A 15,931-nucleotide genomic window follows, 5' to 3' on the forward strand; every position below is an offset into this window, starting at 1 on the left:
GGGCGTCACCGCCCATCCATAGGAATGGTGCCGCGAACCGCGTCACAAAACAAGAACGTGTTACAGATTCTCTCGCCGAGCGGGACACTTGCGCGCCGATCGGGCTCCGGTACGGTGGCGATCGAACCGACATAGACGAGATCTGGTGGTGATGTGATGAGCGCGAACATTCGAGACATTGCGGTGCAGACCCTGGCGGGCGAGGACACCACACTGGGCGAGCTGGCGGGCGAGCGGGCGGTACTGCTGGTCAACGTGGCCTCCAAGTGCGGCCTGACCCCGCAGTACGGCGCCCTGGTGGAACTGCAGAAGACTTACGGCGAGCGCGGTTTCACCGTGATCGGCTTCCCGAGCAACCAGTTCATGGGCCAGGAGCCCGGCAGCGCCGAGGAGATCCAGGAATTCTGCTCGGTCACCTACGGCGTCGATTTCCCGTTGCTCGCCAAGGCCGATGTCAACGGCGACGATCGGCACCCGCTCTACGCCGCGCTGGTCGAGACCGCCGACGCCGAGGGTGCGGCGGGCGACGTGCAGTGGAACTTCGAGAAGTTCCTCGTCGGTCGCGACGGCACGGTCGCGGGCCGGTTCCGCCCGCGCACGACCCCCGACGCCGCCGAGGTCGTGCAGGCGATCGAAGCCCAGCTCTGATCTAGACCAGCTCCGAACTACTGAGCGTTCGCCAGCAGCGCGTACTGTGCCGCTGCCTGCTGGCGAACCCCGGCGGGTTCGGCGCCGCTGACGAACGCGCCGTAGCGCCGGTAACTCACATAGCAGCGGGTCAGTGCGGGCGCAGTCCCCGCACGCCGCTCCGCGCACCGCGCCTGCGGCAGGCCTTCGGGTGCCGCGACAGGATGCGCTGCCGCGCTGAGCGTGTTCTGCCACGTGGTGCCGAAGGCGAGGGCCGCGGCCTCGTCACGGAACCGGAACAGCGTGGTGCTGTAGGAATTCGCCACGCTGTCCACGCCACCGCGATCCCACGCCGCGCCGAGCTCGGCGGGTTCGGTGGGGCGGTAGTGCAGTCCCGCACGGCCGGTCCACGCCGCGAACTCGCGCGAGGAGATGGCGATCTGCTGATTGGCCGGGCCGGGAATCAGGGTGCGGCGCAACAGATCGTCGGGATCGCGGGACAGCTCGGAGATCCGGTCGGGCGCGGTCGGGGTGAACTTGTCGAGCAGGGGGATCTGGGCATCGAGGACGGCCGCGACGCGTTTCGCCAGCGCGTCGATGTCGGGTGAGGGATGCTGGAGGAACATGCTCACCACGATCTCGCCGTGGGCGAAGGTGGCACCGATCGTCTTGATGCCGGGCCGCCAATGCGCGTGTGCGGCAGCGTAACCGGGGATCGGTACCGGCTGATTGTCCGGACTCACCCGGAAATCGGTCGCCTCGAGCTCCCGTGCCGCCTCCGCGGCTGTTGGGGCGCTCGGAAACCGCAACAGCACCACCCGGGTGATCCGCGCGTCGGTCTCGATCGCCGGTTTCGCCTTGTCGAAGGCCTGGCTGCCCTCGGCGACGTCGAAGGCCACGATCATCCGATGGCGTTCCAGCACGGCGAGATTCACATTCGAGATCGCCGAGGTGTCCGAAGCCCGCCGCGGTGTGTCCAGGACATCGGTGCCCCAGCTGTGGGTCAGCGCCGGATCGACCTCGTGCGGCAGCACCACCGCGCCCGCCATCCGCAGACCTTCCAGAATCGGCCCGTCCGTGGACTTTCGGCCCGCCTCGATATCGGCGGGCGCGGTCGTATAGCTGCCCACGTCGAGGGAGCGGACATCGATCTCACCGGACGTCGCGGTGCCCTCGACGGTGCCGCAGCCGACGAGCAGAACGGCGAGTGAGCCCAGGGCCAGTCGTGCGGTCACAGAGGTGCGGTGCTCAACCATTGGTCGATCATCTCCTGATGGGTGTGGCCCTTCCAATACACCTGGAGCAGCACAGTCGAATACGGCGCGGCGTCGAAGCGCACCAGCAGCCATGGTCCGGTGGAGCCGTTGAAACTGTGCACGGTCAGCGGTCTGCCGTACCGCGACCGCGGCTGCTGGGTCGCCCCGGCGGGCAGGGTCGCGACGAACCGTCCGACGGTCCCGGAATCCTTGTGCGCCATCACCTGCACGTGCAGTCCTTCGCGGTCGGTGCAGTCGAACCCCGTCTCCCACATCGCCTCCGCGCTCTTCGTCGCGAAACTGCACCGCAGTCCCCGATACCCTGCACTGTCGGGACTCGCGGGCAGCAGGTCGGGGAACATCGCGATCGTGGGCCGCGCGGCCGCCCACGCGTCGACGGTGGTGGTCGGCACGACCGTTGCGCTCGTCGGAACGGCGCCGGTGCTCCCGGAATCCCGGATCGACAGGACCACAGTTCCGATCGTGATCACGGCGACCACCCCGAGTGCGCCCGCTACCCACCACCTGGCGTTTCCGCGACGCGCACCCGCATCGGTGGCCGTGGCGAAGTCGGCCCGATCGTCGACACCGAACGTCGGGTTGCCCGCGCCGCCGATCCCAGCTATCGCGTCTCGGCCCACCAGGGTGACCTGTGGGCCTCGCGCCAGGTGGTCGACCGCCTGAGCCGGCCCGACGGGGCCGGTCACGGGACGAGCGGGAGCGGTTCCGGTGGTCAGGGCCGTCGACGCCGCCGCGACCATTTCCGCGCAGCTGGCGAATCGATGATCGGGATCTTTGGCGAGGGCCCGCGCGAACACCGCGTCCATCGCGGCGGGCATGCCGGCCGCGATCTCGCTGATCCGCGGCACCGGCTGCATCAGATGCGCACCGATCAGCGCCCCCGCATTGGTCGCGGTAAACGGTGGGCGCCCCGCGAGCAGGTGAAACAGCGTGCACGCCAACGAATACTGGTCCGCCCGGGCGCCCGTCGTGCGCCCGTCGAGCTGTTCGGGCGCCGCGTATCGCAGCGTCGCCACCAAGGTCCCGGTCTCGGTCAGCGCGGTGCCCTCATCGACTGCCTTCGCGATGCCGAAATCGGTGAGCAGCACCCGCTCACCGCTGCCGCCCGCGCTCTCGCTCAGCAGAATATTGGCGGGTTTGACATCGCGATGCAGGAGCCCGGCCGTGTGCGCGCAATCGAGCGCGTCCGCCGTCGACCGTGCGATGTGCAACGCCCGCCGCGGGGCCAAAGCCCCTGTGCGCAGTGCCGTTTCCGCGTCGCTGCCCGCGACGTACTGCATCGCGATCCACAGCCGCCCGTCCTCGTTTCCGCGGTCGTGGATCGCCACGATATTCGGATGATCGAGGCGCCCGGCGAGATCGGCCTCGCGCTCGAATCGACCCCGGAACACCGAATCCGCCGAATACGATGAGTGCAGCAGTTTCACCGCGACCAGACGCGGCAACCGCGGGTGCCGGGCGGCGTACACACTCCCCATCCCGCCCGCCCCGAGCACCCGCTCGATCCGATAGCCGGCGAAAATGTCACCGGCCCTGAGCTCGTGCATGGTGTCACGCTAGCTCAGGACCGGTGGCGCCGCGATCAGCGCGCTCGGCGGCGGATCCCGCGCACAGCCAGTGCCGCCGAGACAGCGGCGACAAGCGTGATCGCCGCGCAGATCAGATGCACGACCGCGACCGCGCCGGCCGCCGATGACACGGTCGTTCCCACCAGTTCGAAGAACACCGACCCGATGCTCGCGATCCCGACCACGGTCCCCAGCTGCACGCTGGTGACGAGAATGCCGCTGGCGTCGGCGGCGAGTGTCACCGGCACCGCGGCCAATGCCCGGGTCATCAACGGGCTGAACGCCAGCCCGTTACCGAGACCGAACAGCCCGAACGCGATCGACGCCGCGATGCCGATACCCGCGCCGTCACCCAGCAGCCACGCGAGCCAGCCCAGCGAGGCCGCGCTCAGCACCAGCCCGAACGGAATCATCCGCGCGTGCAGCGTGGCCGGAACGCGCTGCCAGGACAGTCCGGCCACGGCGAACGTGGCACCCATCGGCAAGAACTGCGTGCCCGCCCGCAGCGCGCTGTAGCCGAGGTCGCTCTGCATGTGGATGGCGCTCACGAACAGCCAGCCGCCGAAGGTTCCCATCACCATGAGCAGGGTCGCGGCAGTCGCGAGCAGACCGGGCGCGCCGAGCGCCTGCGGCGCGAACAGGGGATCGCGACCGCGCCCGGCGACCGCCCGCTCGACCAGAACGAACACCGCCGCCCCGAGCACGCCCGCCCCGAGACACAGCCACGACCACCGCGGGAACCCGAGCTCCCGGCCGAGTACCAGCGGCACGACCAGCAACAGCACGGTGGCCGTGAGCGTCACCAAGCCCAGCCCGTCGACCGTTCGATCGGTACGGGCGACGGTGACCGGGAGAACACGCGGAGCCAGCACCAGCAGTGCGATGCCGATCGGCACATTCACCAGGAACACCCCACGCCAACCGGTGCTGCCCAGATCGGCGTCGACGATCAACCCGCCGAGAATCTGGCCCGCCAGCAGGCCACCGGAGACGATCGCCGCATAGATGCTCAGGGCCCTGGCTCGCGCCGCCCCGGCGAACGTGCGCTGGATCAACGTCATCACCTGTGGCGCCATCGCGGCCGCCCCGACGCCCTGACCGAACCGGAACACGATGAGCGACAGCTCGTTCCATGCCAGTCCACACGCGAGGGAAGCCAGGGTGAACCCCGCCAGCCCCGCGATGAAGGTGCGTCGCTGCGTGAACCGATCGCCCAGGCGCGCACCACCGATCAGCAACACCGCGTACGCGATCACATACCCGGCGACGATCAATTGCAGTGCGGCCCCACCGGTGTCGAGGCTCGACCGAATGGACGGAATGGCGACATTGACGATGGAGCCGTCGAGCACCGTCATGAACTGGCCGGTGAGGATGACGACGAGCACGGCGATCGAACGCCTGCCCGTCGCCGCCGAATCGGGCACCGGGACTGGTTTGAGCATCTGGATCATGCTCAGATCCTGGGACCGGACGCACCGGAGGAATAGGAGCCCACCGATACGGGTACTCCGGGTACCCGGCTCACGGCCTGCCCCCGGCCGAGTCGGAATAGCTTGTCTGCCAACGTAACCGATGCCCTAGGCTTGAATCGTCCAGTTGGCTCCGATGCTCGAAAGGCGCTCCCGATGTCGCATTCTTCTGCCGCCTACCCCAGCGCTGTTCCGGTCGGGGTAGACACCACCCGTGCGAGTATCGCGCGTGTCTACGACGCCGCACTCAACGGCAAGGACAACTACGAGGTGGATCGCGCAGTGCTGGACCAGGTCCGCACCGTCGCCCCGCAGGTCAACGACCTCGCCTGGGCCAACCGTGATTTCCTGATCCGCGCCTGCCGATTCCTGGCCAGGGCGGGCATCGACCAGTTCCTCGACCTCGGATCGGGTCTGCCCACCGCGGAGAACACCCATCAGGTGGTCCAGCGGGTGAACCCCCAGTCCAAGGTCGTCTATGTCGACAACGACCCGTCGGTGCTCGTCCACGCGCAGGCATTACTGGCCAGCAACAGCCGCACCCGCATCGCCGAAGCCGACATCTTCCGACCCCTGGAAGTTCTCGGCAACGAGACGGTTCGCCGCGAACTCGACTTCACCCGCCCGCTGGCGCTGTTTCACATCGGCACCCTGCACCACTACCTCGGCGACGACGGCCCCGCCCTCATGCAGACCTACATCGACGCCTTGCCCTCGGGCTCGTTCGTCGCGATCGCCCACTTCCACGACCCGGAAACCGCCGAATACAGCGAGCTGGCCCGGAAAATGGAAGACAAGTTCATCCACAGCCCGATGGGCAGCGGCCGCTTCCGCACCCGCGACGAAATCCAGGCCATGTTCGGCACCCTCGACATGGTCGAACCCGGCCTCGTCCGCTGCGACGACTGGTGGTCCGACGGTCCCCACCTCACCCCGCTCTCCGACGTCCGCAACTGCATCGTCGGTGGCGTCGGCCGCAAACCCTGAGAAGGCCGCTGTTCAGCGAAGAGGGTTATTTCTGGATGGTGCGGGCGAGGATGCCGAGCGTGGCCCGCAGCGCGGACTCGGGAATGATCGGGAAGATGGCCGCTTCGCGGTAGCGGGGCGCGATCCTGCTCCAGTCGTAGTACGAGGTGACCAGGGTACCGATGTCACTGGGCTCGAGGCGGTAGCCGTACAGGTGCTCGATCGGCGGCTGGATGGTGCCCGAGATCGTCCACTCGAGCTGCTTGTCCTGCTCGAACTCGGTGATGATCACTGTGACGTCGTATTTGCCCATCGGGAAGTCGTTGAGGGACTCACGATCCATGTGCACGATGAACTCGTCGCCGACGCCGGTGACGGGCTTTCCCTCCGCCGATTGCAGCATGCCCGAACTGTCGATCGCTACGTGCCCTTCGGGGGAGCACAGCAGTGTGAAGATTTCCGAGGGTGACGCGGAGACCTGCCGCTGCACTTCGAACCGTTCTACCGTCATGTCGTCCACCCTCGCACACTCGGCGTCGACGCGGTCTGCCACTGACGCCGGCTGAACCGGACCGCAACGCGTGCGCGGCAGGACCGATCGTCCCGCTGCCGTCACCTCGGTGAGGTGGCCGGTGGACGGGCGATCGATGGAGTCGGACGCGGCGGCTTCGTCATGGGCGGGGGCGTGGTCGTCGGTGACGTGGTCGTTGTCGCCCGCGCTGATGTGGTCGTCGGCGCCGCCGGTGTCGTGGATATCGCCGGTGACTGGGATGTCATGGTCGAACTCGCCGGATCGGTCGTTGTCGTGGTGCTGGGCGGTGCTGTCGTGGTGGTGCCCGGCACTGTGGTGGAAGTGACGGTGATGGTCGAGGGATCAGCCGACACCGTCACCGTGCTCGGTTCGGCTGTCACCGTGATCGTCGACGGATCGGGCGGAGTCATGGCGGCGGTCACCGTGGATGTCGAGGTCGACGTGACGGCACCCGGGTCCGGCACATCGGCGGTGTCCTGGACCGAAAGGCTGGCCGTGGCGGAGAAACTCGCGCTCACCGAAACAGCCGGCGAGTTCGCTGTGGCGGTATCCGTCGGTATGGCTGTCGTCGTTTCCGTCGCAGCGGTCGTGCTCGGGTAATCGGCGCCCGGTGGGGCGGACTCGGCATCGGTAGCGGGGTAGCCGCCCGAGACGTCGACCGGCACGGCGACCTCGCTCGGGCTGTCCGCTGGTGTGCTCGTGATCGTCGCCAGGGACAGGCTTCGGCCGGCGCTGTAGCCGGAAATTCGTGCGGTGGGTTCGCCCGCGAAAGCCCCGGCACTGTTCGCCCGCACCGGTGGGCTCGAATCTGCCCGCACCACGAGCGTTGTCCCGATAACCGTCATCGCCAACGCGGCCGCCACCCCGGCACGCGACATCTGCCGCCGGAACCGGTCCGATGATCGCGCCTCGGGCGGGTGGCCGCACCTGTTGTCGAAGGTTCGCATTCAATTCCTGCTTTCTCCCTCGAAATACGCCGACCGGCGTGTGTGTTCTCAGGGGCGCGAGTAGGGATCCACCTCGCGCAGCCGTTGCCGGTGAATTCGTTGCAGTTCGCCCGCACGGGTGAGAAAGTCCGCGATTATTTCCAGTTCGGCGGCGTCATAATAATTCAGCAACATCTTGTAGCTCTCGACGATCATCGGAACGACGAGTTCCTGTACGCGATCTGCCGCGAGCTCGGTGGCCATCACAATGACGCGGCGACGATCGGTCGGGTGCAGCGACCGTGCGATGTAGCCCTGTTTCTCCAGCCGGTTGAGCATGATCGTGACACCGGCGGCGGTGAGGCCGAGCCGTTCGGCCAGCCTGCCCGGCGTCGTGGACTTCTCCTCGAGCAGGACGATCTCCAGTGCGCGCCGATCGGTCTCGTTCACGCCCAGCACTCTGATCAATTCGCGGACCAGGTCCTCGACGCTTCCGTGATAGAACTCCAGCGCCCTTTTGAGCTCGACCGAGATCCGGGCGGGTTCGCTTGTTGTCGGGCACACGGGCTTTCCCATCGATCACTGGAAACATAGAACCGCTCAGCACAAGTCACCGATCAGGGCCTGCTCGGTTGCTGAGCGCCCGGATCTGTTCGGGGCAGCCAGGGAGCGCGGCGGAGTCGATGGACGCCGCAGGCCGCGGCAGCAGGGATTGCCGCCGGGTGCTCGAGGTGGGCATGGGCGCTCCTGTCAATCGATCGACCGGCGGCCCGAACCGCGGCTGACGAACATCACGAAAGCGGCACCGCTCCGGTCGTCGAAGCGGCCGTGGCTGTGCCGGACATGCACTGTACGACACACCGGGCGAGGTGGTACCGCGCATCGGATAAATCGGTCGAAGTGGCTCCGCTGCGCCAAATCGTAAGCAGGGCAACCACAATCAGCAGTGGCGGCCGTCCGGTGTGACTCGGTGGGGCCGGACCGGGATGCTGAGGCAACCCGGTCCGGGACGTTCACCACAGGCCGCCGGCGCGGACACCGGTCATCATCCGGCGGCACTCGGGTGCGGACTCAGACGACAGCTGTGGTGGTCAGGGTCGGGGACGGGTTCGGGTAGCACGAGGTCGCGACATTGCCGACAAATGAGACATTGGTCGTCATGGTCATACCGGGACTGGTGTAGCTGGTCCCCGCGTACTTACTGGTGATCGGTGTTCCGGCGGCGCCGGCGGTGACGTTGATGGTCACCGCCGGTGGGGTGAAGCTGGTACCGCCGGCGATCGGACCCGGCACGGTCAGTACGACATTCCCGCCCGACGTGGCCACGGTGCCCGCCACGGTGCCCCCGGAGGCGGTAGCTGAGACCACTGTCGAATTCGCCGGAGTCGGAATGGTCATCTTCAGGTTGCTGATGTTGTTCACGGTGAATCCGGAAGCTGAACTGGGAACCGACGAGGCGCCCGGTGTGATGGTGATGGCCACCGCGGAGCCCGACGCCGCCGAGCTCGGCGCGGTGCCGGTAACCGAGGTGTTCATGCTCGAGGTTTGGCCGATGCCGAGGACCGTGCCCCGGCAGCTCCAGTTCACGCTGACGGGGGCGGCATTTACCGGTGCGGCCAAACAAAAGACGGTCGCGATGGCGACCGGGGCGATAAAGCCCGCACGAAACAAGGAAGAGGTCGATATCATGGCGATCTCCAGGGAATGTCGAGCAGCGGTAAGACGGGAGGTCGAACCGCTAAAAAATGGGTGTTCAGAAAATATAACCCGCTCTTGTCTTTCTGTTGTTGAAATCGCCGATCCGAGCGTGGCAAGAATATCCTTATCCGCAATTAGATATCTATTCCGAATAGTTAACTGCGGAAAGGTTTTTGCGCAGACCAGTATTGTCTCGGCCGGTCATCACCGGTCGGCTGCTCAGTGGCTGTGGAGTTTTGCTGTGAGCTGCCGCAATCCGTCGCCGTCATCGATACCGATGCTCTCCGGGCCGATGGTGATCAGGCGGTGTCGCTCGAATTCCTCGATGACCTTGTGGAACGACGCGCTCCGCACACCGAGCATGGCGGCGAGCGTGCGCTGGTCCAGCTGAACCGACCCGTCGACGGCTTCGTCGAGAAGCAATTGAGCCACCTGGACCGGGAGCGGGCGGCCGAGCATATCCGTCAGCCGGCTCTGGACCGTCGTAACCCGCTGCGCCACACTGGATATCCAGCGCCGAGAGATCTCGGGGTGGGTGGTGAGCAACGTGTCGAAATTGCGCTGGGAGACGAACAGGCACTGCGCCTCGGTGAGCGTGCGCGCGGTGTATGCCAGAGGCACCTCCAGCACCAGCGCGATATCGCCGTCGACATCGCCAGGACCCAGCCTGCCGACCACAGCACGCTGCGTGCCCGATCCGACGGACAGTTCGACCTGCCCCTGCCGCACGATCCAAACCCCGTCCGGCGGTTGGTCCGCCGAGAACATCACCGATCCGGCGGGCAGGGCTCTGGCCTCGAGACGGTCGGCAACTGCGGTGAGGTCGTCGAAGTGCAGCGGAGCGGCGGCACCGTGGCCTACCCACCGCGCGACCCAGGCCGCATGGCGCACTCGAAGGTCGTCGAAAGACTGCTCACCCATATCGTGCAGCAAGTGGGAGAACGTTCGGTGGCTGTGTAGCATCGCGTGCTCCTGACGGTGCGTACGAACTGGTCAACCCACCGTCCATTGTCCTCCCTTCGGCGACAGAACCAACCGCGTGCATACCGATGCGGCCGATACGGAACCGCTCAGGGTCGAAGGATCAGGTCCGCGCACTTCTCGCCGATCATGATCGAGGGCGCGTTGGTGTTCCCGCCGATGATGGTCGGCATGATCGACGCGTCCGCGACGCGCAGACCGTCGATGCCCGAAACCCGCAACGTCGGATCGACGACCGCACGCTCGTCGACTCCCATCCGTACCGAGCCCACCGGGTGGTACACGGTGTGGATTCGGTTCGGCAGCTCCGCGCGTAGCGACGCGTCGTCGGCGAACTCGGCTCCGGGGTTGATCTCGCCGGCGTTGTCGCCGGTTCCCGCCATGATCTCGCGCACCATCGCGATGCCTTCGAGCAGCACTTCCGCATCCTTGGGCACGCTCAGGTACCCGGGGTCGATGAGTGGAGCCGCAGTCGGATCCGCCGAGGAGAGCCTGACGGTGCCCCGGCTCTCGGGGTAGATCAGCGTCGGGAAGACACTCTGCCCCGGCTTCTTCGTCGGCGGTACGACCCGCTTGTCGGAGTCCTGGTTGGGCGAGGGGTAGACCCAGTAGAGACTGAGCAGTTGCAGGTCGGGAATGTCCTGGGCGAACGACGTGCGCACGAACGCGACGGACTCGAACGACGATCCGGCCGCCCACGAGCTTCCTGGCCTGCGCTTCTCCGCGAGGAGTCCGCGCAGGAAGTACGACGGAGTCGGTCGCCGCACCGCCGATTTCATCTTGTACGAGAGCGGGACGAAGAGGTGGTCGTGCAGGTTGTCGCCGACCGGCAGATCCGCGTGCACCGCGATGCCGTGCTGCGCGAGGTGTTCGGCGGGACCGATACCGGACAGTTGGAGGATCTGCGGCGACCCGAACGCGCCCGCCGAGAGGATCACCTCGCGCGAGGCGTGCACAATCTGCTTGCCGCCCTCGACCGAGATCTCGACGCCGGTGGCCCGCGAGCCGTTGACGACGATCCTGATGACCGTCGTCTCGGTGAGAACCAGCAGGTTCGGGAGCGGATCCGCATGGATGTAGCCCTGCGCAGTGGAGTACCGCAATCCCTTCGCGGCGCTCTGCTGAAAGACCGCGACGCCTTCCTGACTTTCCGCGTTGTAGTCGTCGATGGCGGGCACACCCAGGCGCTCGGTCGCCGCTCCCATGAACGCGCGGGCCGCCTCGGTGAGATCGCTCTTGCGGGTGACCTTGATCGGGCCACCGGCACCACGGAAGTCGCTGGCGCCGCCCTCCCAGTCCTCCAGCCGTTTGAAGTACGGAAGGACACCGGCGTAGTCCCAGCCCTCGCAGCCCTCAGCCGCCCAGTCGTCGAAGTTCTTCTTGTTGCCGCGGACGAAGAGCATGCCGTTGACCGAACTCGAACCACCCAGGACCCGGCCGCGCGTCATGGGGATCGTGCGGTCGAGCGCACAGCGCTGCGGTATCGACTTGGAACCCCAGTCGAACAGCTTCTTCAACTGCGGCGTGGAGTGCATGACGTTGATAGCACCGGGAATCTGGAAGAGCATCTTGGCGATGCCCTTGTCGTCTGCGCGCCCAGCCTCGATCAGCACGACGGACGCGCCACTTTCCGCGAGTCGGCGAGCCACCGCGCAACCGGCGCTACCGGCTCCAACCACGATGTAATCGGCGTCGGTCATCGGCGCTTCTCCGTTCGATTACCGTTGTTCCGGCACGGCGACGATCACCGGGCCACAGACGACTTCCAGGGATGTGGTCAAGAGGGTGGGACCCCTTCATTGTGCTCGTCCGAGGAGCGCAGATCAGGGTTGAACACCAGCTGTGGTGCCGCCGAGCGGCATGGCGGGCAGACCGAGTTTGCGATGGTCCCACGAGCGGATCCGCGTCGGCTCGACCCGAACGACGATGCGTTTGTGCATCATGGACTCGACCAGCGGACGAGCCTGCTCGGTGTAGGGACCGACGTAGCGACGGAAGACGTCGATTCCGGCGTTCCAGTACTCCTCGTCGGCGGGGTCCTCGATCAGATGCGCTGTTCCTTCGATCGAGACGCCGCGCAACTGGTCGTAGGTGTCGCCCGCCTCGGCCATGCAGGTGAGGGTCGGGTTACGGCGCAGATTGGCCGCCTTCTGCGACTTCGCCTTCGTCTCGAAGTAGATCTTGCCGTCGATGTGCCCGAACCACATCGCTGTCAGATGCGGTTTGCCTTCGGCATCCAGGGTGGCCAAGGTGAGCACCCTGCTGCGGTCGAGGAACTGCGCGATCTCGTCCGCGCTCATCTGCACCGTGGCCCGCTGTTTGATTCCCACGTTCACCTCCAGCTCGATCGTTGCGCCGACCCTATCGAGCAACCGCGCCCGGCGATCCCGAACGCGACTATTCCCCTGGCCAGCGGCCCTGGTCGTTGTTGTCGACTACTGGAACAGCGTGTCCCACACGGCGAATCGCGTCAGTCGACAGAAATTCGGAAGGGGCGCCGCTCGTTCAGAACTGGCCGGGAAGCGGCACAATGCCGAGGTTGGCGTCGAGGCCACCGTCGACGACGAGGGTGGTGCCGGTGATATAGCCGGCGGCGGGCGAGGCGAGGAACCAGATCGCCTCCGCCTGTTCACGTGGTTCCGCGAACCGTCCGAGCGGGATCCGGCGTTCGATCGCCGTCAGCTGTGCGGGGTCTTGGTGTACGCCGGCGGTGATGCCGGTGCGGGTGAGCCCGGGTGCGATGGCGTTGATCCGAATCCCCTGCGCGGCATAGTCGATCGCGACCGCGCGGACCAGGTTGATCAACGCGCCCTTGGACGCGTTGTAGGCCCAGTTTCCCGCATCGCCGCGCAAACCGGCCACCGATGCGGTCAACACCGCGCAGCCCCCGGACCGACGCAACGCCGGAATCGCCGCTCGCAGCCCGCGAATCGGCCCGAGTAGGTTCACATCGAGGATGCGGTCGGCCGTGCGCACCGCATCGTCGGCCTCGAGCGGCGGGGTGCCGCCGGTTCCGGCATTGAGAACGATGGTGTCGAGCCGGCCGAAATGACCCAGCGCGGCGTCGACCGCGGCCTGGTTCGCCGCGTCGGACGACACGTCGCCGGCCAGGGTCACGATGCCGTCGCCGAATCCGGTCAGGCCGTGCTCGGAGATATCCACCGCGACCACGTCGTGCCCGCGTTCGGCGAACAACTCGACAGTGGCTCGGCCGATACCGGACGCGGCGCCGGTCACGATCGCGACGCGACGCACGTCGGCGGGGGAGGGCTCGCTCATCTGAGGCCTTTTGCCGGAGCCCGAGCAGCGCGCCCGATCTCGGCCACTCGGGCAGTCACACCGATGATCAGTCGAGTACTTCGTTCAGTTTTCCGGTCGCGACGTCGAAGACGAATCCGCGCAGAGAGGTGGTGCGCGTGATGAAGGGGCTGCGTTCGATGCGGCGCAGCGAGTTGCGGATGTCCTCGTCGAGATCGCCGAAGGCTTCGGCGGACCAGGTCGGCTTGATGCCGATCTCGTCCTGGATCGCCCGTTTGAAATCGTCGTCGGTGAAGGTGAGCATGCCGCAGTCGGTGTGGTGGATCAGGATGATCTCCGTGGTGCCGAGCAGTCGCTGGCTGATGGCCAGCGAGCGGATCTCGTCGTCGGTGACCACGCCGCCCGCGTTGCGGATGACGTGCGCTTCACCGTCGTGCAGGCCCAGGATGCGGTAGACGTCGAGGCGGGCGTCCATGCACGCCACGACCGCGACGTGCTTGCTGGGCGGCAGCGGGAGCGGGCCGCTGAACTGCGCCGCGTACGCGGCGTTGTTGCTGAGGTATTCGTCTGTGACGGTCATGGCGGCGTCCTCGGATCGATGGGTGGCGACAACGAATCTCCGCATCCATGGTTGGTGCTCGACCGGATAGCGGCCAGAGATTCGCGCAGATCGAGGAGAAGGGTCGTTCGCAGCCGCGCGAACGAGTAGAAGCGCGCACTTCACACTCAGGGCCGCAGCTCACGCAATGCCGGGGCGATCCAGGTAGTGAGATAAGCGCGCAGCGCGACGCCCTGACGTGGCGGGCGACCGGGGTCGATGACGAACGATTGCACGGTGCGCAGCATATGCTCGACCAGCTCGTCGAGGGCGGTGTCAGCGATACCCGCGCGTTCCCAATCGATGGCGAAGCGTTCGAGAATCGAGCGGCCGAAGGCCCGCGCGGTGTCTGAGGTGACGCCAGGGGAAAAGACCCCGGCGCGGCCGGGGCTCAGTAGCAATCCGAGATATCTGTCGGCGGCGAGACTTTCGAGGGTGTAGGCAATGCCTTCGACCACGGCCTCGGCTGGATCGGTGATGTGGTCCAGATGCGCGGCGAGGACATCGAGGAAGCGTCCGGTCTCGGCCAGAGCGGTAGCGGTCAGCAGCGCATCGGCGTTGGCGAAATAGCGGTACACCGTTTGGCGGGTGACGCCGAGGTCGCGGGCGATCTCGGCCATCGTGAAGTCCCCGCCGCTGCGTTCGATGGCAGTGCGCGCGGCGGCGATGATGCGTTCGATGGCTTCGGTGTCATCGGCCGGAGTGGTGCCGGACCAGCCATGGGTGCGCATCGAGTCCCTTCGGGCAGCTGTGTTTCTCGCCGACTCTATCGACTTCGTCGGGGGACCGCGTAACCCGTTCAACCGAAACAGACCATACATATTGAGCAATATGTATGGTCATTGTCATGATGAACCAGATCGAACCCGGCGCCGTCGGGCTGACCGAGGACCTGACCCGCCGCGCGCTGCGCTTGGTGCTCGACCGGACCACCGACATGGCGCCGACCGCACTACGAGTGCCGCTGCACTACTACCGCGACCCGAAGATCGCCGAGGTGGAGGAATCGCAGATCCTGCGCCGCACGCCTGTGATGATCGCGCCCTCCGCGCGCATCCCCGAACCGAACGACTACGTGGTGCGCACCGTGCTCGGCGACTCATTGCTGGTGACCCGTGATCGCGACGGCACCGCGCACGTGCTGCTGAACTACTGCCGTCATCGCGGCGCGCAACCGGCCTGCGGATCCGGCAACGCAACGCGCTTCACCTGCCCGTATCACGCCTGGACCTACCGCAACACCGGCGAGCTGACCGGAGTGCCGGGCAAGGAAGGCTTCACCGGAATGGACCGCGGCGACTACGGCCTGGTCGAACTACCCAGCCAGGAACGTCACGGCTTCATCTGGGCGGTACTCTCCGCCGACGGTGAGATCGACATCGACGCTCACCTCGGCGACATGGGACCTGAACTGGCGCAACTGGATTACGGTTCCTACGGCTACCACGACGAGCGCGAGTTCACCTCCGAGGTCAGCTGGAAAGGCGCGCTCGAAGCCTTCGCCGAGAGCTATCACTTCCCGTTCGTCCACGGCCAGAGCGTGATCGGCCAGAATACCGTCGCCAACACCTCGACCCACGACGCCTTCGGTCGCCACCACCGGATGGGATTCCCGTTCAACTGGATCACCGGGCTCGACACCGATCCCACCGGTTCCTGGGATCCCCTGATGAACATGGGCGTGATCTACTGGATCTACCCGAACCTGGTCCTGGCCAACAGCCCTGTCGGCGTGGAGATCCTCGACATGCTGCCCGCCGGTGCGCCTACCCGCTGTACCGTGCGCCACAGCTGGATGGCCAAGATCCCCGCCACGACTGATGAGCAGCGCGCCGTCTACGACACCATTTACGCTCAAGTCCACGCCGCGGTCCGCGACGAGGACTTCGCCATGCTGCCCCAGTGCGGCGAAGGTGTTCGTCATGGCCAGCATGACCACATGATCATCGGCCGCAACGAAATCGGCGTCCAACACATGATCAAGACCTTCGCAGCAGAACTCGGAGTCGCCCTGAGCTGAACCGGCTT

16 protein-coding genes are annotated in these 15,931 nt (G+C 66.5%); 4 read left to right on the forward strand and 12 right to left on the reverse strand.

What is annotated here, in order from left to right:
* Positions 1-156 precede the first annotated feature (156 nt).
* On the forward strand, positions 157-648 hold the full coding sequence (locus tag ACFTS5_RS15890) for a glutathione peroxidase (RefSeq protein WP_378631375.1): 492 nt from the start codon (positions 157-159) through the stop codon (positions 646-648).
* A gap of 17 nt (positions 649-665) precedes the next feature.
* Here ACFTS5_RS15890 and ACFTS5_RS15895 read toward each other — a convergent pair whose 3' ends face one another.
* The 3 genes from ACFTS5_RS15895 to ACFTS5_RS15905 are packed head-to-tail and all read right to left on the reverse strand — an operon-like array spanning position 666 to position 4,917.
* Positions 666-1,862, reverse strand: a complete 1,197-nt coding sequence (locus ACFTS5_RS15895) for a hypothetical protein (protein WP_378631376.1) — start codon at positions 1,860-1,862, stop codon at positions 666-668.
* The gene (locus tag ACFTS5_RS15900) at positions 1,859-3,451 is read right to left on the reverse strand and encodes a protein kinase (protein ID WP_378631377.1); all 1,593 of its coding nucleotides are present in this window, start codon (positions 3,449-3,451) and stop codon (positions 1,859-1,861) included. Before ACFTS5_RS15900 ends, ACFTS5_RS15895 begins: the two co-directional genes overlap by 4 nt.
* Before the next feature lie 35 nt (positions 3,452-3,486).
* Complete coding sequence (locus ACFTS5_RS15905; RefSeq protein ID WP_378631379.1) at positions 3,487-4,917, reverse strand: MFS transporter; 1,431 nt, start codon at positions 4,915-4,917, stop codon at positions 3,487-3,489.
* A 183-nt stretch (positions 4,918-5,100) separates the two neighbouring features.
* On the opposite strand from ACFTS5_RS15905, the gene ACFTS5_RS15910 reads away from it, so the two are divergent.
* Positions 5,101-5,931: an SAM-dependent methyltransferase gene (locus tag ACFTS5_RS15910; protein WP_378631381.1), complete on the forward strand. Its 831-nt coding sequence runs from the start codon at positions 5,101-5,103 to the stop codon at positions 5,929-5,931.
* A gap of 25 nt (positions 5,932-5,956) precedes the next feature.
* Here the strand turns inward: ACFTS5_RS15910 and ACFTS5_RS15915 are convergent, their stop codons facing one another.
* On the reverse strand, positions 5,957-6,421 hold the full coding sequence (locus tag ACFTS5_RS15915; RefSeq protein WP_378631382.1) for a polyketide cyclase: 465 nt from the start codon (positions 6,419-6,421) through the stop codon (positions 5,957-5,959).
* Between the two features lie 114 nt (positions 6,422-6,535).
* Here ACFTS5_RS15915 and ACFTS5_RS15920 point away from each other — a divergent pair, with 114 nt between their 5' ends.
* On the forward strand, positions 6,536-7,042 hold the full coding sequence (locus ACFTS5_RS15920; RefSeq protein ID WP_378631384.1) for a hypothetical protein: 507 nt from the start codon (positions 6,536-6,538) through the stop codon (positions 7,040-7,042).
* A 395-nt stretch (positions 7,043-7,437) separates the two neighbouring features.
* Here the strand turns inward: ACFTS5_RS15920 and ACFTS5_RS15925 are convergent, their stop codons facing one another.
* The 8 genes from ACFTS5_RS15925 to ACFTS5_RS15960 form a co-directional block, all read right to left on the reverse strand.
* Complete coding sequence (locus tag ACFTS5_RS15925) at positions 7,438-7,944, reverse strand: MarR family winged helix-turn-helix transcriptional regulator (protein WP_378631385.1); 507 nt, start codon at positions 7,942-7,944, stop codon at positions 7,438-7,440.
* Between the two features lie 495 nt (positions 7,945-8,439).
* Positions 8,440-8,988 carry a hypothetical protein gene (locus tag ACFTS5_RS15930; protein WP_378631387.1) on the reverse strand — a complete coding sequence of 183 codons (549 nt, stop codon included), beginning with the start codon at positions 8,986-8,988 and terminating at the stop codon, positions 8,440-8,442.
* Between the two features lie 297 nt (positions 8,989-9,285).
* A complete protein-coding gene (locus ACFTS5_RS15935) occupies positions 9,286-9,987 on the reverse strand; it encodes a Crp/Fnr family transcriptional regulator (protein WP_378631388.1) in 702 nt (233 codons plus the stop codon).
* Between the two features lie 149 nt (positions 9,988-10,136).
* Positions 10,137-11,747 (reverse strand): GMC family oxidoreductase, encoded by a 1,611-nt coding sequence (locus tag ACFTS5_RS15940; protein WP_378631390.1) that lies wholly within the window; start codon positions 11,745-11,747, stop codon positions 10,137-10,139.
* 123 nt (positions 11,748-11,870) lie between these two features.
* A complete protein-coding gene (locus tag ACFTS5_RS15945; RefSeq protein WP_378631391.1) occupies positions 11,871-12,377 on the reverse strand; it encodes a pyridoxamine 5'-phosphate oxidase family protein in 507 nt (168 codons plus the stop codon).
* 175 nt (positions 12,378-12,552) lie between these two features.
* Positions 12,553-13,326 (reverse strand): SDR family NAD(P)-dependent oxidoreductase, encoded by a 774-nt coding sequence (locus ACFTS5_RS15950; RefSeq protein ID WP_378631393.1) that lies wholly within the window; start codon positions 13,324-13,326, stop codon positions 12,553-12,555.
* A gap of 67 nt (positions 13,327-13,393) precedes the next feature.
* A complete protein-coding gene (locus ACFTS5_RS15955) occupies positions 13,394-13,885 on the reverse strand; it encodes a beta-class carbonic anhydrase (protein WP_378631394.1) in 492 nt (163 codons plus the stop codon).
* Positions 13,886-14,031: 146 nt separating this feature from the next.
* Complete coding sequence (locus tag ACFTS5_RS15960) at positions 14,032-14,634, reverse strand: TetR/AcrR family transcriptional regulator (RefSeq protein ID WP_378631396.1); 603 nt, start codon at positions 14,632-14,634, stop codon at positions 14,032-14,034.
* A 119-nt stretch (positions 14,635-14,753) separates the two neighbouring features.
* Here ACFTS5_RS15960 and ACFTS5_RS15965 point away from each other — a divergent pair, with 119 nt between their 5' ends.
* Positions 14,754-15,923: an SRPBCC family protein gene (locus tag ACFTS5_RS15965; protein ID WP_378631469.1), complete on the forward strand. Its 1,170-nt coding sequence runs from the start codon at positions 14,754-14,756 to the stop codon at positions 15,921-15,923.
* Positions 15,924-15,931 lie beyond the last annotated feature (8 nt).

The organism is Nocardia sp. NPDC056952 (genome assembly GCF_042674185.1).
Classification (GTDB): domain Bacteria; phylum Actinomycetota; class Actinomycetes; order Mycobacteriales; family Mycobacteriaceae; genus Nocardia.